This is a genomic window from Vibrio sp. 10N.222.54.E6, assembly GCF_041473955.1.
Classification (GTDB): domain Bacteria; phylum Pseudomonadota; class Gammaproteobacteria; order Enterobacterales; family Vibrionaceae; genus Vibrio; species Vibrio tasmaniensis_A.
Genome location: NZ_JBFRTD010000028.1, coordinates 132,555 through 155,835 on the forward strand (window position 1 = coordinate 132,555; position 23,281 = coordinate 155,835).

Annotated in this window: 20 protein-coding genes; 8 read left to right on the forward strand and 12 right to left on the reverse strand. The window is 43.7% G+C overall.

Annotated features, from left to right (window positions below; translation table 11 throughout):
* Window positions 1-1,356, forward strand: coding sequence for a diguanylate cyclase (locus AB4513_RS16305; protein WP_009845701.1), 1,356 nt, complete (start codon window positions 1-3; stop codon window positions 1,354-1,356).
* 164 nt (window positions 1,357-1,520) lie between these two features.
* A complete protein-coding gene (locus tag AB4513_RS16310) occupies window positions 1,521-3,092 on the forward strand; it encodes a DEAD/DEAH box helicase (RefSeq protein WP_009845700.1) in 1,572 nt (523 codons plus the stop codon).
* Window positions 3,093-3,997: 905 nt separating this feature from the next.
* Here the strand turns inward: AB4513_RS16310 and AB4513_RS16315 are convergent.
* Window positions 3,998-5,530: a DUF3612 domain-containing protein gene (locus tag AB4513_RS16315; RefSeq protein ID WP_083784035.1), complete on the reverse strand. Its 1,533-nt coding sequence runs from the start codon at window positions 5,528-5,530 to the stop codon at window positions 3,998-4,000.
* A gap of 170 nt (window positions 5,531-5,700) precedes the next feature.
* Here AB4513_RS16315 and AB4513_RS16320 point away from each other — a divergent pair, with 170 nt between their 5' ends.
* On the forward strand, window positions 5,701-6,303 hold the full coding sequence (locus AB4513_RS16320) for a malate synthase (RefSeq protein WP_009845698.1): 603 nt from the start codon (window positions 5,701-5,703) through the stop codon (window positions 6,301-6,303).
* A 236-nt stretch (window positions 6,304-6,539) separates the two neighbouring features.
* Here AB4513_RS16320 and AB4513_RS16325 read toward each other — a convergent pair whose 3' ends face one another.
* The 6 genes from AB4513_RS16325 to AB4513_RS16350 all read right to left on the reverse strand — a co-directional run bounded on the left by AB4513_RS16325 (window position 6,540) and on the right by AB4513_RS16350 (window position 13,363).
* Complete coding sequence (locus AB4513_RS16325; protein ID WP_009845697.1) at window positions 6,540-7,556, reverse strand: GGDEF domain-containing protein; 1,017 nt, start codon at window positions 7,554-7,556, stop codon at window positions 6,540-6,542.
* A gap of 400 nt (window positions 7,557-7,956) precedes the next feature.
* On the reverse strand, window positions 7,957-8,169 hold the full coding sequence (locus AB4513_RS16330) for a cold-shock protein (RefSeq protein WP_004730009.1): 213 nt from the start codon (window positions 8,167-8,169) through the stop codon (window positions 7,957-7,959).
* Between the two features lie 361 nt (window positions 8,170-8,530).
* Window positions 8,531-9,808: a cytosine deaminase gene (locus tag AB4513_RS16335; protein WP_009845696.1), complete on the reverse strand. Its 1,278-nt coding sequence runs from the start codon at window positions 9,806-9,808 to the stop codon at window positions 8,531-8,533.
* 9 nt (window positions 9,809-9,817) lie between these two features.
* On the reverse strand, window positions 9,818-11,056 hold the full coding sequence (gene codB, locus AB4513_RS16340; protein ID WP_032499239.1) for a cytosine permease: 1,239 nt from the start codon (window positions 11,054-11,056) through the stop codon (window positions 9,818-9,820).
* A gap of 739 nt (window positions 11,057-11,795) precedes the next feature.
* Window positions 11,796-13,019 carry an HlyD family secretion protein gene (locus tag AB4513_RS16345; RefSeq protein ID WP_009845694.1) on the reverse strand — a complete coding sequence of 408 codons (1,224 nt, stop codon included), beginning with the start codon at window positions 13,017-13,019 and terminating at the stop codon, window positions 11,796-11,798.
* On the reverse strand, window positions 13,013-13,363 hold the full coding sequence (locus tag AB4513_RS16350) for a hypothetical protein (protein ID WP_009845693.1): 351 nt from the start codon (window positions 13,361-13,363) through the stop codon (window positions 13,013-13,015). The genes AB4513_RS16345 and AB4513_RS16350 overlap by 7 nt, the downstream gene beginning before the upstream one ends.
* Before the next feature lie 134 nt (window positions 13,364-13,497).
* Between AB4513_RS16350 and AB4513_RS16355 the strand changes: the two genes are divergently transcribed.
* Window positions 13,498-14,505, forward strand: a complete 1,008-nt coding sequence (locus tag AB4513_RS16355; RefSeq protein ID WP_009845692.1) for an AraC family transcriptional regulator — start codon at window positions 13,498-13,500, stop codon at window positions 14,503-14,505.
* Window positions 14,506-14,511: 6 nt separating this feature from the next.
* On the opposite strand, the gene AB4513_RS16360 is transcribed toward AB4513_RS16355, so the two are convergent.
* On the reverse strand, window positions 14,512-15,414 hold the full coding sequence (locus tag AB4513_RS16360) for an urea transporter (RefSeq protein ID WP_009845691.1): 903 nt from the start codon (window positions 15,412-15,414) through the stop codon (window positions 14,512-14,514).
* Window positions 15,415-15,497: 83 nt separating this feature from the next.
* Entirely contained in the window at window positions 15,498-16,157 is a 660-nt protein-coding gene (locus AB4513_RS16365; RefSeq protein WP_009845690.1) for a pyridoxamine 5'-phosphate oxidase family protein, read from the reverse strand.
* 90 nt (window positions 16,158-16,247) lie between these two features.
* Here AB4513_RS16365 and AB4513_RS16370 point away from each other — a divergent pair, with 90 nt between their 5' ends.
* A complete protein-coding gene (locus tag AB4513_RS16370; RefSeq protein WP_009845689.1) occupies window positions 16,248-17,705 on the forward strand; it encodes a PLP-dependent aminotransferase family protein in 1,458 nt (485 codons plus the stop codon).
* Between the two features lie 46 nt (window positions 17,706-17,751).
* Here the strand turns inward: AB4513_RS16370 and yjeH are convergent, their stop codons facing one another.
* The gene (gene yjeH / locus AB4513_RS16375; protein ID WP_009845688.1) at window positions 17,752-19,023 is read right to left on the reverse strand and encodes an L-methionine/branched-chain amino acid transporter; all 1,272 of its coding nucleotides are present in this window, start codon (window positions 19,021-19,023) and stop codon (window positions 17,752-17,754) included.
* 243 nt (window positions 19,024-19,266) lie between these two features.
* On the opposite strand from yjeH, the gene AB4513_RS16380 reads away from it, so the two are divergent.
* From AB4513_RS16380 to AB4513_RS16390, 3 genes are all read left to right on the forward strand, one after another.
* Entirely contained in the window at window positions 19,267-19,728 is a 462-nt protein-coding gene (locus AB4513_RS16380) for an Lrp/AsnC family transcriptional regulator (protein ID WP_009845687.1), read from the forward strand.
* Between the two features lie 93 nt (window positions 19,729-19,821).
* Window positions 19,822-20,769 carry a LysR family transcriptional regulator gene (locus AB4513_RS16385; protein ID WP_009845686.1) on the forward strand — a complete coding sequence of 316 codons (948 nt, stop codon included), beginning with the start codon at window positions 19,822-19,824 and terminating at the stop codon, window positions 20,767-20,769.
* Between the two features lie 100 nt (window positions 20,770-20,869).
* The gene (locus AB4513_RS16390; RefSeq protein WP_009845685.1) at window positions 20,870-21,484 is read left to right on the forward strand and encodes a LysE family translocator; all 615 of its coding nucleotides are present in this window, start codon (window positions 20,870-20,872) and stop codon (window positions 21,482-21,484) included.
* 109 nt (window positions 21,485-21,593) lie between these two features.
* On the opposite strand, the gene AB4513_RS16395 is transcribed toward AB4513_RS16390, so the two are convergent.
* Window positions 21,594-22,757, reverse strand: a complete 1,164-nt coding sequence (locus tag AB4513_RS16395; protein WP_009845684.1) for a carboxylesterase — start codon at window positions 22,755-22,757, stop codon at window positions 21,594-21,596.
* Between the two features lie 53 nt (window positions 22,758-22,810).
* Window positions 22,811-23,041 carry a hypothetical protein gene (locus AB4513_RS16400; protein WP_009845683.1) on the reverse strand — a complete coding sequence of 77 codons (231 nt, stop codon included), beginning with the start codon at window positions 23,039-23,041 and terminating at the stop codon, window positions 22,811-22,813.
* Window positions 23,042-23,281 lie beyond the last annotated feature (240 nt).

Below are 23,281 nucleotides of genomic sequence, written 5' to 3' on the forward strand. Positions count from 1 at the left end.
ATGCCAAGTGGTTCTAGCAAGCAATGGCCTGCCAAATTATTATCTTTACTGTTTTTTTTAGTGGTAATGAGTGCTATCGAGTTTTTTCACTCTAAAGAGTTATCCTACCTGAAAGATGAATCCTACTCTGAGGCAAAAAAGCAGCTATCGATCATTCGTTCTCGAATAGAAGCCGCGATCGTGTCAGATATGTATATCCTCAATAATTTTTCGACCTTAGTGACCATAAACCCTGATGGTGAGGTGAAAAATTGGGACAAGATTGCTGAAAGTATTATTAAAGATGGTTTCCATATTCGTCTTATTGGGCTAGCCAAAGACGACATTCTAAACTTTGTTTACCCTATGGAAGGCAATGAGCAGATTCTCGGTATTAATTATCGTGATTATCCAGACCAATGGGAGTCTGTTGAGATAGCCCGTAATCTTGGCAACACCTTTATTGCCGGCCCTTTTGAGTTGTTTCAAGGCGGGCAAGCCCTCATTACGCGCACTCCGATCTTTCGAGACCCGCCTTTTAACGAAGACTATTGGGGTGTATCCAGTGCCGTTATTAGTTTAGATGAGCTGTTTGACGATGTCGGAATCGGCAAGATCGAGAACAAGTATGAACTCGCGATTCGTGGTGCAAACAGTTCAGGTAAAGATGGTGCAGTCTTTTATGGCACTCAAGGTGTGTTCGACAATGCGTTTGCCACTGAACAGGTGAGTTTCCCACATGGTGGTTGGTACCTTGCTCTTTCTGGTAACGAACATGTATTGATGGATGAACCTTGGTATCGAATTCAAGCGGTAAGGCTGGTGGGTTACTCCATAATGGTAGTGCTGGCGTTTGCCTTCTTTACTATTTATCGCCTGTACCGAATTGCAGATAGCCGCTCTATGCATGATGAACTCACCATGTTACCTAATCGTCGATACTTTATGTACAGCCTAAAGCAGGCGTTCAAAGTCACCCAAAAGCAGAGAGCAAGAACCTTTGCTGTGGTAAATATCGATCTGGATGGCTTTAAAGCGATCAATGACACTTTTGGTCATGCGGCTGGCGATCAAGTGCTTATTGAGTGTGCTAATCGCATTAAGAGTGAACTACGTGGTTCAGATATCGTTGCGAGAATCGGTGGTGATGAGTTCTTAGTTTTGTTACCACGCATCATTGATGATCAACATGTCTCTTCGATTGTAGCTAAACTTCGAAGAGCGATATGTAGCACACCTGTTGTTTATGATACGCACTCGATTTATCTTCGAATCAGCGTTGGTTGGGTAATTCACAACAATAACTACACTGGTGTCGATGCACTACTCAAAGCGGCTGATGAAAAAATGTACGAACAGAAACGACAAATTTTATAGGTTGGATTGGATCTGCTATTAGAATTTAGTTGCTGAATGTGGGGAAAAGCCTCAGAATACCGCGCTTTGCTCCTTATCAATCCTATTGATGAGCGAAAGCTGTAGCAACGACTTATTTCTGCGCGTTGCTCATACTAAATGTTATTCAACTGAGAAAATAATCTATGAGTTTTACCTCCCTTGGCCTTTCTGAACCGATCCTTAAAGCTATTGAAGCACAAGGTTACGATAAGCCATCACCAATCCAAGAGAAAGCCGTACCAGCTGTCCTAACGGGCAAAGATGTAATGGCCGCTGCTCAAACAGGTACAGGTAAAACTGCTGGCTTCACGCTACCTATTCTTGAAATGTTATCAAAAGGCCCTCGCGTACGTCAGAACCAAGTTCGTGCACTAGTGCTAACACCTACCCGTGAACTTGCTGCGCAAGTGAATGGCAGCGTAGTTAAATACGGTATTAACTTACCGCTTACTTCTACGGTCGTGTTTGGTGGCGTGAAAATTAACCCTCAGATGCAAAAACTTCGTAAAGGTAGTGATGTGTTGGTGGCAACACCGGGTCGTCTACTTGACCTATACAACCAAAATGCAGTGCGTTTTGATCAGCTAGAGATTCTAGTATTAGATGAAGCTGATCGCATGTTAGACATGGGTTTCATCCGCGACATCCGTAAGATCTTGGCTTTCCTACCGAAGAAGCGTCAGAACTTACTGTTCTCTGCAACGTTCTCTGATGATATTCGTAGCTTGGCTAAAGGCTTAGTAAATAACCCAGTTGAAATCTCGGTAAGCCCTGCAAACTCAACAGCACCAACTGTTGAACAAAGTATTTATCCAGTAGATAAAAAGAAAAAAGCGCCAATGCTAGCTAAGCTGATCAAAGATAATGATTGGCGACAAGTGTTGGTGTTCAGCAAAACAAAACACGGTGCAAATAAGCTTGCTCGTTTCCTTGAAGAACAAGACATCACTTCTGCTCCTATCCATGGTAACAAGAGCCAGGGCGCGCGTACTAAAGCCTTAGAGAACTTTAAAACCGGTAAGGTACGAGTACTCGTAGCGACCGATATCGCTGCTCGTGGTATTGATATCCCACAACTTCCTCAAGTGGTTAACTTCGACCTTCCAAACGTATCAGAAGATTACGTTCACCGTATTGGTCGTACTGGCCGTGCTGGTGAAGTTGGTAAAGCAATTTCATTGGTTTGTGCAGATGAAGTGGGTGAGCTATTCGGTATTGAACGCCTTATTCAACAAGTACTGGAGCGTCGTGAACTGGAAGGTTTTGCACCCGTAAACAAATTACCAGAATCTCGCTTGGATTCGCGTCCGATTAAGCCTAAGAAACCGAAAAAGACACGCGAACACTCGGATGGCCAACGTTCTGGTGAGAATGCTCGCGGCCATAAGCCAGCAGGCAAGAACAAGCGTCATGTAGCAGGTAATGGATCTGCTCCAAAGCGTAAGCCTAACTCAGGCAACAAAGCTTCAGACAGCAACTCTGCAGCTGCTGGTGATGATAAGTCTTTAAGAAATAATGGCAGCAACTATAAGCGCGGTAATAAGCCTTCTACGAATAGTTCTGGCAAGCCAGGTGGTGCAGGTAAACCTAAAAAGTCTGGTTTCGGTGGAAGTAATGGTTCGAGCAAACCGTCTAACAAGTCATCAGGTAACAAGCCTACAGGTAACAAACCTTCACCATCTAGAAGCCGTTCTAAGCCTGCATCTCAGAAATAGTAGACAGAACGTTTGTCACGTAGCTTTACAAAGATTATGTAACGAGATCGCTTCGTAGGAGGGTTCTCGTTCATTGACGACTTCCTGCTATCGAACTCGAACAAGCGCGAATATTGAATTTCAATGTTCGCGTTTTTTTATGGGTGTAATTAGGGCGTGTTGACCTTTCGCGGTTAAATTTTGTTCGAGCTAAAAGTGTTTTAATCGCGGCGAGGGGGAAGTCGCCTAGTCATTCTAAGCAAATCTCCCTCAACAAAGATTAAAACGCTTTTAGCTGAACCCTTTGGGCAGCGTTTGCTGGTCATTTCTACTACGTTATCGGCTTCTCATGTAGGCTAGCTACACATCGAAACCTCTGCCTTGTATAAATACCCAGCAACTCGCTGCAAAAATCAGCTCGAAAGATCAACACGCCCTAAGCAAACAAGAAGAGGTTTCTTCAGAGTTGAAGCTATCGAATTTATTGAAAAGTAGGTATTTATAGGAAGAGAAATTAATCTTTAATGATCTATTAATAACAACATAATCACTAGCGATTTGTTGGGTTTTGCAATTTGCAATTTCAGTTTGCAAAACAAACAGGCATTTATGTCGAATACGTGTTCAGATGCGTAGTAAATACGTATATTTAAAGTTGGCACGCATAGTGCATTAGTAATAGTGACCCTTCTTAAGCCGAGGGTCACCTAGCCAACTGACGTTGTTAGTGAACCCATATTGTTCACACAAAATATATGACCAATCACCCTTTTGTGATTGGTTTTTTTTTGCCTGAATTTTGAGTTCTACTTGTTGGTATTACTTTTTATTAATTGTTATTACTACACTTATTATTAAGTGCAGTTAGCTAAAGCAAAACAAGCAGAGCACGACAATTTACTAATCATGCTCATACCATTCTTGCGCTAACACTCACCACACTTTGAGTAACAGCTTGGTTGGCGCGGGCATTCTCCACCTCGGGAGCAGATAAGCCTAGCCTCTGTCTCAATCCCACGTTCAATCCAATTTATATTTAGAATCTTGGCTATTGTCGTGAGGTCTTTCTTGATGTTACGCGGGATTACCACAGAGCCACCATTGTTAACGCATGATGCTTTAAGTTGCTCTGCAATGTCTCTTGAATTACCGCCTTGTGCATCAATTGCAGGGTTAAGGTCTATGCCAGCACACAATACGCGATTGTTACCTGCAGGATCCGTCATATTGATGGATTCACAACAGTAGATTCTTGGTTCATCACCCACATTTAAAATAGATATTTGAGCCGAACTCCCTGCGCGAGGTTCTGACAATCGACGAAACACAGCCCAATGTTGACATGGGTCGGCAACAGTTCTCATATTTCCCCAAGGCAGTGGAATCCCGTTCCCGCGGTACACCGCCTTGAGTTTCCCTGGCCCATAAGCATCAAAGTAGTGCCAGTGAGGGTAGGGCGATACTACCGTCATTCGACGCATAGCAACAGAGGGGGAAACCCCCGCTCTTTTGTGAACGTCGATTTCGTAACCAGTGCGGTCAAGCAACTGTCTAAATGGAACTTTGGGGCAAAGAAGTGCGCCAGCAAAGAAGCTAGATTCAAAGTCTCGCCATGCTTGAAGAATATCTTGAGAATTAAGTTGCGAAGAGCCTGAAACCTGGTTGTCGTCCCATGTGTTGTTGTTGCCGACCGACAACACACTCTTTAAGCCTTCTTTGCTATGCAGAATACAATGGCCAATATAGACCGATAAATCGTATTTCAGACGAGTGGGGTACTCTTTCAGGATTTCGTTTAAGAAGATTGTGCTAGGAGGTTCAAAGAACGAAGTGACTAGCTGTTTGGCATTAATTCCGAGTTCATCAACAACGTCTTTCGGTGTGCGTGTTACCCAACGGATGTTAATTTCTAGGCTTCTAGCGATGTCTATCAGATCTTCTACGCTGAGGTTAAGACGTTTTAAGCCAACTTCTTCCGCTGCGCGCTCAAGGTCAGGGAAGTGGTTCTGATTGCTTTCTTGGTGTGCTCGAATTAAGAGGTGTGCAAACTGGCGGCCTGAGATCCCCGTTTGAGATAGCATCTCTGGAATTGCAATTTGCAGGATGTCGTTGGAGAAAAGAAAGCTAGGCTCGAGTGCCATGCCACTTATCCCACCACGATTCCCTTTATCAGGAGCAATGGCTTGTTGTTCAGATTCGTCGTCAAGGAACCAGGTTGGGTTCTTCTGAAAGACCTGCGCGATTACTTCTAGCATATCGATGCTTGGGACGCGCTTTCCACGTTCAATCATTGAAAGGTAAGAAACGGAAGGTGCGTATTCTGGGTTGATTCTAATACAACGCGCAGACAGATCTTCCATCGTTAAATGGTTACGTTTTCTTAGGTTACGTATTTTCGTACCTAGGAAATGAGACTGACGAACTAAACTTTTTGACAAGGCCATATTTGTAAAATTCACATTGTAAAATTTTTGTTGTGAAATTGTAGGCAAAAAAGCGCTAGTCTACAAACTAAGCAATTCACAAAATGACAAATAAGTTAAACGTTAGTTTGGAATAATTGCTCTAGGACACATTTTTGCTATAAAAATCGGTGAATGTTCACCGGGTTGGTCAAGAGGGAAAGACTATGAATATGCTGACATTCGATAAAACAGAAATCCAAAAACAAACAAAACCATTTATCGCTGAAGCTGTCTTTGCCGTGGAGACTATCAGTGCCAAACAGCAAACTGAGAAGCAACTCAAAGCGAAGCAACTGCTAGACAGATTGTTCCCATTAGAGAACGGCTCACATCAAGATGTAACGAGCTATGTAGTTGATTACCGTCATATCATGGCTTATTTCAAAGATGGCCAACACAGCGGTCTAAAGCACCCTAAGCAGTTTGTAGCTTACATGGGTGAGAAGTGTGACCCAGACTCAATCTTGTTCCGAGATAGCAGTGGAAGCCATTTAGAAGTGATGTTTGGTTGTCATAAAGGGACGGGGTGTATTGAATTGGTCGATATCGATGATATTCAGTTAGAGTCGTGCACCACGTTTGGCCAGTCGCCAATGGAAGCGGTACAAACGAATACTGAGCGTCAAGGCATCACTACAGCAATACGTCACTGGATCAGCTTAGTTCAAGGTGATGAGAAGGGCAAACCAAAAGCATGCAGCGAAGACAAAGAGTTCCGAGCTAAGAGTGGTGAAGATTACTGTCTTAACTATTGCTACGCCCTTTAATGTCACAGCTACATCTTTGGTTTTTATGAAAGATGTAGAGCCAGTGTAGTGCTAAACACTCTGAATGTATTTAGCATTAAACACTGACGACTATGCATAAACGACAAAGCCCCAACGATTAACCTACTGGTTATTGATTGGGGCTTTTTGCTTTCGATGTTAATTGCGAGTCTATTTTTGAGTCTAGAGCTTAGTAAGTACGCCGTTTAACTGTAATTTTTTTAGATGATTGCAGATTACAGCGGCATCACTCTATTTCGACCAAGTGACTTCGCTTCGTAAAGTAGCTTATCAGCGCGTTCGATCAGTGATTGTGCCGATTCACCGGGTTCAAGTTCAGCAACACCAAACGATGCGGTGATACTACCTACCTGTTGCCCGCTACGACGATCTTTAATCGATAGCTTTTCTAGAGAGCGGCGGTTGGTGTCAGCAAGCTGGCGTGCAATGCGTAATGATTTGTTTGGCACGATTATCGCGAACTCTTCACCACCAAATCGGTAAGCAGAAATACCTTCACGGCACATTTGTTTTAATTTGCGCGCAATGCCTTTAAGAACCATGTCACCAAATAGGTGGCCATAAGTGTCGTTGAAGTTTTTAAAATGATCGATATCGAGAAGAATCAAACACAGAGGTTGTTTCGCTTCACACAGGGTTTCTATATCACGGTCGAAAGAGCGACGGTTATAGAGTGTCGTTGTGCTGTCAAAGAGTGCATCTTTCTGCACTTCTACCAGCTGAGATTTTAGCTTAGTGATTTCTGATGTTGCAGAATTCAACTGAGAATTTAAAAATTGAGTAGAGTGACGAATATGACGAGATTCAGAAACTAACTGACGAACTAAAGACATGACTTCATCGATCGATAAACTTTCATTGTCAACGCGGGCCAAATCCTCGAAGCTTTTATCAATCATCTCAGAAAAAGCAGAGGTATCGGTCAGTGTGTCATTCATCGAATTCGAAACTTCCGAGACCAACAACTCTAAATTAGCGCGGAGGTCATTGATATTCGTTTCAGACTTGCTAGCAACATAATTATTGTAAAGCTGCTCACCAACGGCTGGAGGACAAATGCCATAGTATTCCAAGATACCATCCATGTCTTTAGTCAGCTGTGGGATAGCATTGTCAACATAGGTGTACCAAAGTGCGTAATTTGCAGGTGTAGTAGACACCCGGTTCTTCATCATAAGAGGCACCGCTTTTTTTAGATTTGCGGTGGATTTTTGAAATTCGTCTTTTTTCATGATTTTTACTGCAGATACCAAACTAACTAAGCCACTGCGACCAAGATTAGCGGATTTTACCGATCTTTGCTTTAAAAATTATATAATTAATGGATGAGGATTGGGTAAACAACTCATTTTCATTATGGAAATCGATTGCATATTTATATCGAATAATAAATAGGGTGTTATTTGACCAAAGAGGAGTGGTCCGGTTGGGTGGGGGCGGCTGTTGGTGAGGGGGGCTGTAATACCAATCGCGGTCAATAATGGGTTAGCCAAGCTTGTTCAAACACTCTGCCGAAAAATGGGTAATACGGGTGAGTGTGGAAGAGGTAGTAACTCAGTGGAAGTTTATTTCAGGCATAAAAAAGCGCCGATAAAAATCAGCGCTTTAAAATTCTTTTTAGCTAAAAGCTAATTATTGAGCAACAACGTTTGCTGCTTGTAGGCCTTTTTGACCGTTTTCAACTTCGAAAGAAACCTTTTGGCCTTCTTTCAGAGTTTTGAAACCTTCAGAAGCGATAGCACGGAAGTGTACGAATACGTCAGCGCCGCCGTTGTCTTGAGAAATGAAACCGAAACCTTTCTCTTCGTTAAACCATTTTACAGTGCCAGTATTTGTGTTAGACATAATTTGTCCCTTATTCATAAATTTTCTAAATTGTTGATTGCATTACTGCAATGCGCTGATAATTGAATTATTTAATATTGCTAAGAAATAAGGAAAAACTACTTACAAAAACGGGTAACGATTTTACATGTCATTTTTTACTATTCATCTAACTTAAATAACTCCGGCTAACAGAGCGAGTGCATGTTAACACAGTCTTTCGGGTTGTACACTCATTGATTGATAAATCAGCGAGTTTTTTTGTCATGTTGCGCTTGTTAACAAAAACTACCTACAACAGCTGATAGGTTTATAAAGTTACACGCCATGACAAAGTAAAAAGGAAGCCTAAGCCTCCTTTTCTTCGTTAGTATAGACGATATTATCGTTTGAAGTTGATATCTTCAGTCTTATCTAAGTTAATTTTAGTCTTAGCTGGTTGAGTCTCTGCGATTATTTTTCCGTGGCGAATAGAGTACTGCACTGGAACTTGGCGACGTACTGCATCAAAACCGTTATCTGCAGGAAGAATTAGTAAGCTTCCTGGCTTACCTTCTTCAATGCCGTAGTTGTCTTGGATATGCAGTGTGCGTGCTGAGTTCTTGCTGATCAAATCAAGTGAGGTGTTGATTTGGTCGTAGCCCATCACTTGCGTTACGTGCAGTCCCATGTGCAGAACTTGAAGCATATTCGCTGTACCCAGTGGGTACCATGGGTCAAACACATCATCGTGGCCGAAACACACATTGATATTTGCTGCGAGCATCTCTTTAACACGCGTTACGCCACGACGTTTCGGGTAGTCGTCGAAGCGACCCTGTAAGTGAATGTTCACTAACGGGTTAGCCACGAAGTTGATACCAGACATCTTCAATAGACGGAACAAGCGAGATGCGTAAGCACCGTTATAGGACCCCATCGCTGTGGTATGGCTTGCCGTTACCTTCTCACCCATTTCGAATTTGTGCGCAAGGGCTGCCAGCGTTTCAACGAAGCGAGATTGCTCATCGTCAATCTCATCACAGTGAACGTCGATCAGGCAGTCGTACTTGCGTGCAAGCTCGAACACGTAATGCAGAGATTCAACCCCGTATTCACGAGTGAATTCAAAGTGAGGGATAGCACCGATAACGTCAGCGCCGATCTTCACGGCTTCTTCAAGCAACTCTTTGCCGTTAGGGTATGAAAGAATGCCTTCTTGAGGGAATGCAACGATTTGGATGTCGACCCACTCTTTCATCTCTTCGCGGACTTCAACCATCGCTCTTAACGCCACTAACGTTGGGTCTGACACATCAACGTGTGTACGCACGTGTTGAACCCCGTTAGCTATCTGCCATTTCAGTGTTTGCTTGGCACGAGACTTTACGTCTTCGATTGATAATAATTCTTTACGCTCAGCCCAACGCTCAATACCTTCAAACAAGGTACCAGAGATATTCCAGTTAGGCTCACCAGCTGTCTGAGTCGTGTCTAGGTGAATGTGCGGTTCACAGAAAGGAGAAACAACAATGCCGCCTTCTGCATCAAGAGTTTCGCCCTGATGGTTGATTTGCGCGTCATTATCGAGAATGCGAGAAAATTGACCATTTTCAATCAGAATTTGTTTCAAGCCCTCTTGGTCTTGAAGTTTCGCGTTCTTGATTAATAAGGTTGTCATAGTGTGTCCTTAAGCGGCCTGAGATTTCAGAGCTTTTTTGTTCAATAGAGGATTTAGCACGAGGTAACTGATTGCACCACCAAACACGGCATTCAAAGGAACGATGCCAGGTAGGAAGTGACCAGCGGCTACGCCTGTTGCTACCGCGATAATGCCAGCCCAGTTAACGGTTTGGAACTCTGCATTTGCAAAATCTTTGTAACGTTTACGGTTCGCGAAGAAGTCGGCGATGATTACGCCACCAATGGGTGGAATCGCTAACGAAAGGAAGGTTAACCAACCAACGAAGTTGTTGTATAACCAAAGCGCGAAAATCGTACCGATAATGCCGTTAATGATAGACATTGTAGTACTTGAGCGACCTGTGATGTTAGATAAACCCAGACCTGACGCATAAAGTGCATTTTCATTGGTTGTCCAGATATTCAAGCCAAGCACGATGATGGCTGGAAGCAGTAGACCTTGCGCGATCATCACATCTGAAATATCAGCCTGACCGGTTGCTGCTGCGCCTGCTGCGCCGAAGATAAACATCAGCGAGTTACCGATGAAGAACGCGACCATTGTAATTAACACGGCGCTTGCTGGCTTTTTACCGAAGCGAACGAAATCGGCAGTCAACGTACCTGCACTTACAAACGAACCTACAACCATTGCTAGTGCCATTGAGAAGTCCATTGGCGTCTCTGGCTTAATCAGCTGCAGTTGCTCTAGTCCACCAACACTGTCTACGGCTGTTAGTACTGAGTAACCACCCAAAATTGCAATCGCGGGCACCGCAATTGCTGAAAGCACCATTAGCGCTTTAATACCGAAGTACACCGTACCTGTCATCAAAAGGCCTGACACAATAATCAAGGTGTTGGTATCAATGCCTGTGGCTTTCTGTACCGGAATTGCGAACATGGCAACGCCTACACCAAACCAGCCGACTTGTGTACCACCAAGTAGAGCAGAAGGAAGCCATGAGCCTTTAGTACCAAAAGAGAAACGAGCAAGGAGATGAGTAGAGAGGCCAGTAGATGAGCCGATGTAGCCAAGAAAAGAAGTGTAAATACCAAGAATTAGGTTACCGATGAGAACGGCGAGGAAGAAATCGTTGAAAGAAAGACCTGTCCCGAGTGAACCACCTGTCCACATACTTGCAGAGAAGAAAGTGAGTCCAAGCATTACCATGGTGAGTGAAGCAACTCCTTTCCTAGCCGATGTTGGAACCGGCCCAAGACTGTAGTTATTATCCGCAGCCATTTTTTACCTCCGCAATTGTTCAAAATTAAAATTAACGGTCGCCGTATTGCAGGCAAACGTGCGCATTATCGTGATATAAATAACATAGTCAATGCTAGTTTTATCAATAAGCCATCTATTAAGGCGGTTATGTTAAAAATAGACATTTAAAACATAAGGTTACTTTTCATATTTATTCTTAAAAAATAATTAGAAAACGTTTTCTATGGCGTAGGTGATGAGCCAGAATTGAACTTCACTATGAATGCTAGCGATTATGACTATGAATGGGTGTCTGTATATTGGATGGGCGATGTTTCTTAAATTGCAGGCAAAAAAATGGCCAATCGCAATACTCGCAATTGGCCTATATATATCGTGAACAAGAAAGGTTCACTAACAACGTCAGTTGGCTAGGTGACCCTCGGCTTAAGAAGGGTCAATATGTACATTGCAGTTAGTGTGCCAACTTTTAAAGCAACGTAAAATGGGTATTTTATAGCAATTTGGTGCGTATTTAAACGGTTTGCTTGCATTTTGGAAGTTGGCAGTTGCGTTTTGCAATTGCATTTTGCGATTTGTATTGCTTGTCATTAAGGAATAAACGATAAAAGTGAATACTGAATACTGAATACTGAATACTGAATACTGCTTAGTTTTTTGATTTTTGCTGCTCTGTCTGCAACTAACGGTAAAATAGATAAAAGCCCGTGCGATCTCAGATCTCACGGGCTTTGTATCGTTTTATCTAAAACAAGTATTAGATCGAGTAGAAGAAATATAACTGGGACTTCATTCTAATGATGATCCCGCGTATTACGTCTAGGAACGCCATAAAGCTGATCGGCTTCTCACCGCTTACCCAAGCTAACCCTACAGAGCCGACTGGAATATCGTAACCTTCCGCCTCGTCAATTTTTAAGCGGACAAAGTGGTGCTTGTTCTGAAGGTTTCGACCTGTGGTGACACGAACTTGTTCATCAATACCTAATAGGCTAGCTTGTGCTTCACCCGTCGCTTCAACAATGCCTTCTACGGTTGCGGAGAATATCTTGCCTGGGTATACCGCCGTTGCAAACTCAGCAGGTTGGCCCACTTTTACGTTACGAATAGCTTGGTGATTCACTCGCATTAACACGTATTTTTCTTCAGTGTACATTTGGATACGAGGCATCATTGATACTCGCTGTCCTTCACGAAGAATGAAATTAGTTACAAAGCCGTCAGTCGGCGCAGTTACTTTGGTACTGTTCAAATCCCATTGAGCTTGAGCCAATGTTGCTTTTGCCGAATCTACCTCAGTTTGTTTCTTACTGACGTTGGTTTCTGCTTTGTGGATGTTTAACTTCGCGTTCTCAGCATCAACTTCTTTCTTACTTAGTTGAGATTCCAATGTGGTGACGTTATACGTTGCCAAGTCTACCTTTGCCGTTTGTTGGTCGATGTCAGTCTCAGTAATCGTATGTTCTACAACTTTGTTTTGCTTTTGGTAACGGTCAAGTGTTTTAGATTGCAGAACAAGATCTGTTTTTGCTGATTCTATCTGAGCGACAGAGGCTTTGATATCTTCAAGCGCTGACTGATAGCTTACTTTAGCGATGCTCACTTCTTGGTGAGCGGTATCCAAAGCAACGTTCGCCGATTCAAGTTGCACGTTAGCCTTATCTCTTGCAATAACATATTTGGTGTCATCAATTTCGTAAATGAGCTGACCTTCAATCACGTCTTGGTTCGGTCTAATGTGAACCTTGGTTGTTTTGCCTGACACATTGGTTGAATCTGGACGTAGCTGAATGTGTGGTGATTGAACGACTGAACCTCCAGAGAGATCCATCGGCGTGTAGTTAATGAGTCCAACCCAAACAAACAATAACCATGATGTACCACCTAGATAAGAAAATGCTTTGGTGCCCTTGTTCCATGGCATACCAATAAGCCTAAGTAGATAGATGAACAGTGCCCACAGAGCTAAGCCTTCTAACATGTTTGGCTCTCCCCATCTTGATCATTCTTAACTTGTTGTCCTGTTGGTTCCGCAGGTGCTTTCCATGTGTCTCTCAGGTTTATGATGGCTTTTTCCATATCAACAAACGCTAAAATGACGGCAAGTACCCATACCCAGTGCCATATGAAGCCAATCCAAGTTAAAGCTGTGATTAAACCGAGCTGGTGATGCTCTTTACTGTGGGCTTTATTGATTGGTAATTCATGAACACGCCAAAAGCCGTAACATGCAGCTGCGATTGTTGCGACCAACACAACGCCAGCTACGACGTGTAATGCGGTGTCTGCGCCTGTTCCAACAAATGGGACACTTAGTAAACTCATTGATCAACCCTAAGTAAAATTTGAACGCCGAGTGTGATGGAAGTTGGATTTACAGGTTGTAAATTTACTAATTACTTCGATAATGGCAATTATATGATTTTATCTGTGATCTCCTTTCTAAGGGTTAGCGACTAATGAACAATTGTAACTTCTTAAGAGCGTTAGGGATTTTGGGTATTTATCAACACGCTGTCACAAACCCTGTGGTTAATACGGAGCGTTTAGGTATTCCGAAGTCTGTATTTACTAACTCAATGAATCTTATTCCGGTCAATGAAGTCGATAAATGGTATGGGTTTCTTGAACAGCAAACTAATGATCCAGATATTATTCTGAAACTGTCTGACCGAGTGGATATTGAAAAATTAGGCCCGTTAACCAACTGGTTTTTTTCTGGACATGATCTTGCTTCTACGATCCGCCGAGTGAACATTGGCCTGCACTGTTTACAGTCTGGTGCGTTCTTATACGGTGCACAGGTAGGGACAATGATTAAATGGTGCTACGACAATCCTGCTTACTCAGAAACGGGTAAAGTGCATGACTCAATAAGAGTCGCGGTTTTCATTATGAAGATTTTACGTCGATATTTGGGTGATGACTTTAAACCCGTTGCGGTTTCAATAGCAGGTCGTCGAGAGAATGTTGACCTCTACCATGAATATTTCGGCTGTACGATTCAATGGGGACAGCCTCGCACAGAGGTTTGGATCCCGAGTGAATCGAGGTTATCAATCAATCAATCACTATCGAACAGTAAAGCAAATCTGGCGATGAACTTTCATGACTTGGATAACTATCTAAACATGCCAGATGCTGGTGATGAACATAAGGTCACCTATGAGATGATCAACTACAGTCGCCACTTTGGTTTACCAACCCTTCACAAGGTTTCCAGTTTATTAGGGCTCTCTGAGCAGCAGTTTCAACGCCGTTTGCATAAATCGGGCATCAATTTTTCTACCATTATGGGGTATGCATTAAGTAACGTGGCCGTGGAGTTGTTGATGTATTCAGTGCCAGTGGAAGAGGTCTCAAAGAGGTTAGGTTATACCAACGTCGCGAGCTTTAATCGGATGTTTAAGAAACATCGAGGTTTGACGCCTAAGCAGTATATTGAGCGTTTTGAGAGTCAATACTGATCGTCATTAGTCTTCATCTAGCTTTTTAAAATGAGTGGATAGGTAAACGGTTATCCAAGTACTAAGGACAAAAGGCGCGGTGAGTGGTAGCAGTGACAGTTCATGAAAACCAAGTGTGATTAGACAGCTCAACAGCATGCCTAATAGGATCAACGGCCAAGGAATTCGCGGATAGAACACAAGTGCTAGAGTGGCAAGAGTGGCGTTGTACCCGTAAAGACCTTGCTCAATTAGCGCGCCAGAAGCGCCAATCATGTGGCTAAAAACAGTGCTGATTAACACTGCGAGTACTACCCATAGCGCATGCTTGATATTGTTGAGTGCGATGGCAACCAAGATGACTAGACCCGATAGTGCATTATCGATAAAGCTGACTTGGCTGATCCCTTTCAATAACGGTAGCACCGGTGTTGGTAAGCTGAACCACGAGTCTACCTCAAGACTGATTAGTGGCCTCAGTGCGGAGTCAGGTGCCGAAAACGCCGATAGCCCCAAGGTTGATTGGATAGTATAAATCAGCCAAGAGGTGAGGATAAAGGCACTTGTGTAACCGCGATACTTCTTAAAGCTAAACACGATCTTGGCGATGGGTACGGTAATGAGCGAGCCGAGGGCTACTACTAAAATCAGCCACCCATTTACTTCAAAAAAATTCCCGATGAACAAAGCAATCAGTGCGCCATTTAGTGCATACATGCCATTCTCAATATCATGAGACGGTTTATTGGTCAGTAAGGCAAATCCATAGCTGCAACTGGCGCCAAACAAGGTAAGAAAAGCCAGCGCAAGTGACTCAATAGAAATGGCAAACAATAGCAGAAGCGACGTCATAACAGACGGTGTGAAATAGACTTGCCCAATGCCATTGAGCAAGCCTTCAAATGGTAGAATATCCTTATTCGTTCTCATCGTCTGATTACATTCTTTTGCTATGTTGAATCTTTTGTAGCTCAGATTGTATGCAATTTTATTAAGTTGACCATCTTTGCGTATCAATTCTGATACCAGCGCTCACCATAGGCTTGTTGGTAATCTGGTGTTTCAATGATGCCTTCTTGCTCTGGAACGGTTTCTAATGGCCCAACGACCGTTCGATAAGGTAATACGCCAGCCCATACCGGGATATCCATATCAGCTTTATCATCATTCACTCCATGTTTACCTATCTTCACGGAGGCTTCTGTTAAAGGGATCGCCAATAGCTCGGTGGCGGTGAGCTCTTTCTCATTACTGAGCCTGACTTCGTCGGTTCTTCCCGGCGCGATTTGCTCAATGAAGATGTTCAATAAGCGATCTTTTTCTTGGTTGTCATCGATGATTGAAAATGACCCCAACACCACTGCAGAACGATAATGCGCACTGTGGTGAAATGCCGAACGAGCTAACACCCAACCATCGAACAAAGTGAACGTTAAACAGGTTGGCTCTCCTTTTTTTAAGCCTTTCAACAAGCGGCTGTTTTTAGCACCATGGATGTAGACCATATCATCCACTCGCCACGCGAGCATTGGAATAACCATTGGTCCATGTTCGCCTTGCAATGCAATGTGTGCGATTAAGCTCTCATCTATGATTTGATGAAGTTTCTCTTGTTCAAATACGGCTTTGTGAGCCCCTTTTTTAATCGTGGTTCTTTTCGTGCTAGATAACATAATCGCTCCTTAATCATTGCCTTTTGATTAATGTAGCGATTAACTGGTTTATTAAATAGAGCCACTTTTAAACACTATTTGGATCCAGTTATGCAGCCTATTGATGTCGGTGACCTACAGTTAGACGAGCAACATGACACGCGTCAAACCGCCTTGTTTCATGCGATCAGAGAAAAGATTGTTCAAGATTTATGGAGTAAGGGCAGTAAGTTACCCTCAACGCGTAAGTTGGCCGTAGAACTGTCGGTAAGTCGAAATACGGTGATTTATGCGTACGAACAACTGGTCACCGAAGGCTATATCGAGAGTAAGCAAGGCTCAGGGTTTTATGTCTCGGTTGAACAACCAGAGCACTTTCTAAGTTTGTCTCAGCCAAACAGTGTTCAGGATCCGAAGGTTAAACAAACAGTCAGTAAACCGGCTGCAAACATAGCGACACCTAACGACATTAACCGCAGCTTTGCCCCCGGAGTTCCTGACTTAGATGCGTTCCCTTTTGCGAAATGGCAGAGGCTGCTGCAACGTCACTCTACACGTCAGAACATAGCGGGAAATCAAGAGGTTCAGGGAAGCTTGGCCTTGAGGGAAGCATTGAGCGGGTATCTTGCGAGTAGTCGCTCGGTTCACTGCAGTACCGATAGAATCATCATCACCGCAGGTGCGCAGCAAGCCATCTCAATTGGTTTGATGGCGACGTTAGCTATGGGGGACAAAATCCTTGTGGAAGAGCCCGGCTATCGACAAGTGCATAAAATCATCGATCTGTTGAGGCTAGAGCTAGACGGTGTGAGTGTGCGTGAAAAGGTTGGGTTAGATATTGAAAAAGTGCTGTCCAGTAACGCCAAGGCTCTGTATGTCACGCCGAGTAACCAATACCCAATGGGCACGACCTTGAATACCGAGCAACGACTTAAACTGATCGATTGGGCCAATCAACATCAGTCATGGATCATTGAGGATGATTACGACAGTGAGTTTCAGTTTGCTCATCGCCCTTATACCAGCATGCAAGGGTTAGCGGGAAAGTTAGGGTTCGATGATCGCATCATCTATGTCGGATCCCTGAGTAAGGTGATGTTCAATGGCTTGCGACTAGGTTATTTGGTGGTGCCAGAAAGTCTGGTGGCGAAGTGTCTTGAGATTAAAGATGCGCTCACTGGAGACACGGCCTCACATACACAAGAAGCGCTGGCGGACTTTGTACGTGAAGGCGATTTATTGCGCCATATTAGAAAGATGCGTCGTTCATACAAACTCAAGCATGAAGCGATGATAGAAGCGATTAAAAGTGAGTTTCATGGCGATCTTGAAGTGATCAGTCAGGCTGCTGGGCTACATGTGACAGTGAAGTGGTATCAAGGGATATCTGAACATGAGTGGAGCCGTAGAGCAGAGTTTGAAAATATCATCATTCGTCCTTTTGACTTTTATGAATATGGATCAAGTGATGCTCGTGATTGGAGTGGTGCAGTGCTGGGGTTTGGTAATATCCGACTGGCTGACATAAAGCCGAAGATCAAACAGATCGCTCGGCTTTTTTATCAGTAATATTGGTAGGGCTTGTTTACAATTTTCTGATTCATCACTAATCGAGTTACAACTTGTCGATAGAGACAGTGGGTTTACCTTTGCCTAGCCACTTCCGCCAAGGGAGTGACAATGTCACAAAAACAGTCACAGCATAGAGCATCGACCAGCTTAGGCAGATAAACACCAAGGTACAGATCACCAGTGAGAGCATGGCAATGTATCTAGATGCGCCAGTCAATAATCGGCAAGCCGCTAACATCGCAAGCAGATAAACCAGTACGAAAATACCGTTGGCGAGTTTAAGAAAGAATTCGAGATCCAAATTAGACAGCTCGCCGATTACACACGAGATAAGCGCAATAAAGCCAATTGCTAAGGTTGGATAAAGTGGTACGCCACGGCTGTTGAGCTGCGCCATTTTACTGGTCGGAGTGTGTTGGCGAGCTTGAGCCCAAATCATGCGAGACAAGCTTTGGGTGTAAAGGTTTAGGCTAGCAAAACAAGCAAAGAAGCCAAGTACACTGATAACGGCTTTAAAGCCATTGCCAAACAATTGCTCTGTCACCCATGGGATAGAGGCAGCATCAAATTCTGGTGAACCATAAGCGCCTAGCTTGATAATAACCACTGAACAAGCCCAGTACACTAAGCCTGCGACGAAACACCCGGCAATGATGGCGATGGGGAAGTCACGCTGTGGATTCTTAAATTCCTCTCCCATGTGAGCAAAGGCTTCGATTCCTACAAAGCACCAAAACATAACCGCCAGTGCAGCACCAATAGACCACATTGAATCGGATGTCATAGTCGGAACTGCGATGTCAGCAGCAGTGATGTCGGCTTTCCAAACAAAGGCGCTGACTAAAGCAAAAATCGATAAGGCAATTACGGTTTGCAAGCGGCCTGAAGATTTACTGCCCATCAAATTGACGGCAATAAGCAAAGCGACGGTAAAGGATTGAGCACCTAATGGTGTGTCGAGTGGTGCTGGTAACAGCTGTTGAGCAAAGCCACCTGCCAATGCAATCGCCGCTGGAATACCGACAGGAATAACACTCACAAACAACCAAGCCACACTGGTTTCTAATCGCTCGCTGAATGCTTGGCGTACAAAATAGGCCGTGCCTCCTGCATTGGGGTAGCGTTTCCCTAATGCTGCGAAGGTTAGTGCAATCGGGCAAATAGCGATAAACAGGATTAACCATGCTAGTAGCGATAACTGCCCTGCAATGCCTGCCGCGATAGCTGGGATCATAAACAATCCTGTGCCAAGCAAGGTCGTAGAGAGTTGTCCAATTCCTGAAATAAGCGTGATTTCTTGTTTGAGTTGCGTCATTCGCTGTCCTTGCTATTGGCTTTGATATCGGTTTTATGGTGCAGTCTTGTGAGGCTGAGATTGAAAGCATACATTGTCGACATCAATAATACAGCTAGCGAAACGTCTTAAGACACCGTCAATTTAACGGTATTAATTTGATTAAGCGTGAAAGTGTCGGCTGTCATAATGGCTGTTATAAGTTAGAAAGTTGTGTCAAATTAGGCGTTATAAATAGAACAATAAATGGAAAGAATCAGAAGCATGGATAAATTTGATCGCCAAATTTTAGATATTCTAAAAATTAACGCTCGATGCTCAGTGAGCGATATCGCAAGAGATGTCAGCCTGTCTCGCTCTGCAGTGAACGCCAGAATCAAGAAGCTGGAAAACGATAAGATCATCACAGGATATTGTGCACAGGTGACCGAGCCTGATTTACCGAAGAACGTTGGCGCTTATATCTCTTTGAAGTTTGACATGTCGAGCAGTAACCATAATTGTGAGTCTTACGCTAAAAATATCTACGCCATTAATGGTGTGCAGTGGTGTCACTCTATTAGCGGTGAGACCGACATGATGCTTTATGTTGAAGTTGAAAGCATGGAGCGTTTGAACCAAATTCGTGACCAGCTGCAAGGCTATCCTGAACTTCGACATCTTATGACTCATACTGTCTTAACGGAATTCTTCAACAAGCAAACTTCGTCTTTTAATATGTCTTGAGTGAGTGCTGCTTACCTTCACTGTGTCGTCATTTTTCCGTACTTACTCAACTTATTCTTACTCGCTCTATTCTTATTCACTCTAAGGTTGCTGATGTTAGGTAATATCAATTTAAATTTACTGCGGTCGCTGCATGTGCTTCTTGAAGAGTGCCATGTAAGCCGAGCCGCTCAGCGTCTGCACATCACGCAGTCGGCGGTTAGCCGTCAACTGGCTCAGCTTAGAGATCTATGTGGTGATCCTCTTCTGGTTCGTGATGGGAACAAACTGGTGCCAACCAACCGTGCTTTGTTGCTTAAAGGCAAGCTCGATGACTTGCTGGGCGAGTTTGACCACCTCTTAGATGATAAGCCATTTGATCCACAAGACTGGCAAGGTGAATTGGTGTTGGCTTCGAGTGATTATGTTGCTCAGTATATCTTGCCCATTATTGTGTCCGAGGTGTCGAAGGACGCGCCCCATATCAACTTGGCTTATCGTTTGTGGCAGCCTAACTTCCTTGAAACGCTTAATGAATCAGGTATTCACTTGGCGTCGAGTATGTTCCCCAAAAAGCCAGATCATGTCTCAAGTATCAAGCTCGGAGAGGATAAGTCCGTGTGTTTGATGAGAGCCTCTCATCCGCTGGCTAAGCAATCAGCCATAAGCTCGGAAGACATCGTGAATTACTCACATATCAAAGTCACGGGTGGGGGAGACAAAGACAGCTATTCGGATATTGCGTTAAAGAAACAGGGACATAAACGCAGAATCGCATTGCAGGTACCGTTCTTTTCATCGGCGGGAAACGTGTTAATGCAAGACGACTACTTGATGATTGTGCCGGAGCATATTGCTTACAACTTGGGTCGACATCTCGATGTCGCTTACTTTTCGCTGCCGTTTGAGACAGAAATGCATACCTATTGGCTGATGTGGCATCCTAAGTATGACAACGACTCTGCCCATAAATGGGCTCGAGAGAAAGCGTTTAAAGCCATCCAAAAGTCGAGTTACAATATAAGTATGATTTCAAATCATACCAGTGATGATAATCTTTGATTTCAAATAATACCTACTGCGGCTTATTGTAAGCGCTAAGTATTGAGTATTAATTGTAGAGTGTTCAGCTGGAACGCTTTGTTTTACTAGGAATGGAATGATGACAGTAACAATTTGGTTTTCTTTATTAGCGATTTGCTTATTGGGTGCAATGTCTCCGGGCCCAAGCTTGGCGATGATCGCTAAGCACAGTTTGGCTGGTGGCCGTATGAACGGACTTATCGCAGCTTGGTCACACGCTGCGGGTATAGGTATCTACGCGTTCGCAACCATTGTCGGTTTAGCCGTTGTGCTTGAGCAATCACCAATGTTGTTCAAAGGGATCAGTTTAGCGGGTGCCGCGTATCTGCTCTATCTCGGTGTAAACGCGTTGCGTTCGAAAGGTGGAGTTGCCGCGAAATTGGAAGCGGGTGAACAGATGAGCTACATGCAGTCTGCTCGCGAAGCTTTCTTGATCTCTATCTTGAGCCCTAAGATCGCTCTGTTCTTTATCGCTCTATTTAGCCAATTTGTGGCGTTAGGTAATGAACTGAGCAATCAAGTGATTATTGTCTCAACGCCGCTGATTGTTGATGGCCTTTGGTATACCTTTATCACTTTGGTGCTCTCTAGCCCGTTGATCGTAGAGCGCATTCGAGCAAAAGCGCAGTTGATCGATCGATTATCAGGCGTGGTGTTGATTCTGCTCGCTGTGCGCGTGGTGTGGACGATATAGCGGTAGTCCATATATTGGTAAGAAACGATATCCATTAAAAAGGCTCACTAGACGTTATCTAGTGAGCCTTTTTGACTTCTATGGATTGGTTTCGAAAGACTTGAGCTTGTTAGCCTTCTGAATTCAGCACCGCATCGAGCTTTTCCATGGAATCTGAAAAGTACGGGTTGTAGGTCAAACGCGCATGGTTTTTACCTTCTTCACGATATCCCCACGCTGAGTACCACACTTCACTTGTCGCGTTGCACTGTGCTTCAAAACCTTCCTCTTGACCATTGGAGCAGATCTTCTCGCTACCATTGATCCCGTAGTAAGGATTGCTTGGCGAGAACAGTAAACCCATATGAGAGCCGTTCGAAATACGTTGCTCTGGGATCTTCATGCTGTATTGAACAGCGCGAGGATCGTCAAGTGTGGTTTCCCCTTGCCAAATCAACACGTTATTTGGGTTTGGCATGGATTCCGTAAATGCCTGCTGAACGAAGTGGGTATCAATGACACTGTCGCCTTCACTCATCATAATAAACACGGGCTTATCAAAGTGTTTGTCTTGAAGGCCCTCACGAACCACTTCTGAGGTTTGGTAGTAAACCGAAGCACCATTCATTGGCAGTGAGTTATAGCGAAGTACATTGTCTTCAGGATCTTGATCCGCCCAAGTGACAAAATAGCTTGCTAGCTCCGCATATTGAACTGCAGAAGAGCTCGGTTGAAACGCAGGAGAGAACAACAGTAACCCAGAGATCTTAGGATCGTTCATCGCCTGTGAAGTCACAAGGTTCGCACCTGTTGAATAACCGCCAAGCCACACAGAATCATACTCTTGCTCCAATAGCTTCGTATGATGAGCTACAACACCTTGCCAATCTTCTAAGCTTGGTTGCATTAAGTCACCGACACGACTGCCGTGGCCCGGTAGCAATACCGTTCTCACTAGGTAGCCTTGTTCTGCTAAGTGCGTTGCGATGTCTTTAAATGAGTACGGAGAATCACCTAAACCATGTACCAATAAAACTGCCTTACCGTTAGGTGCCGCAGGTTTGTATTCGGTGGGTGAATTGAGTCGAATCTCTAGCTGCTTGTCTTTGGTCATGAATACACGGTTTTTCAATAACCAATCTTGAGTTTCATTGACGTAGGCATCAAAGCTGTCTTGCTGATATTCAGGCAAGTTTGGAGATGTTTCGTAAGCAGGTATCGATGTCTCGTTGGAACAACCAACGAGACTTAAAGTCGTTAAGGCGAGCAGCGTTAGAATAGTATTTCTATGCATTTTTTGATGTTGTCTCTGTTGTTCTTTTACTATGTCTGAAACTGAAGTTTAGATTACTTTCTGCTTGAAAGGTCTTCGTATTCACCTTCAATAACACCGGCATCACTGGTAGATGATTGACGTGTGTTCATGTGAGCTGCGAAACCCTGTTTTTTCATTTGATTCTGAATGCGCTTGCCAGTGATTAAAGCTGCAATAGCTAAAGGGATAGCAAGAATCAAGCTCGTGAATAACGCCAATAGGCCAGTAAACAACGCAACAATCGTAACTAATATATTTTTCATATTCATTCCTCTTTTCTCTATGTTGTTACTATATCGCTTCTATTCTGAACGAAACATGAACACCGTTAATAAATACCAGAGAGTCACTATGACACAGTCGTGTGTGGATTTAGAGTTTATATGTAGTCATAATCACGCACTAAAATCATGGGATAACAGTAAGTTCCATAAAATCAACGACTTAAAAGTTGGCACGCTTGATGCTCTATAGGGGGGGTGGAATAAGTCACTGTAAGCAAA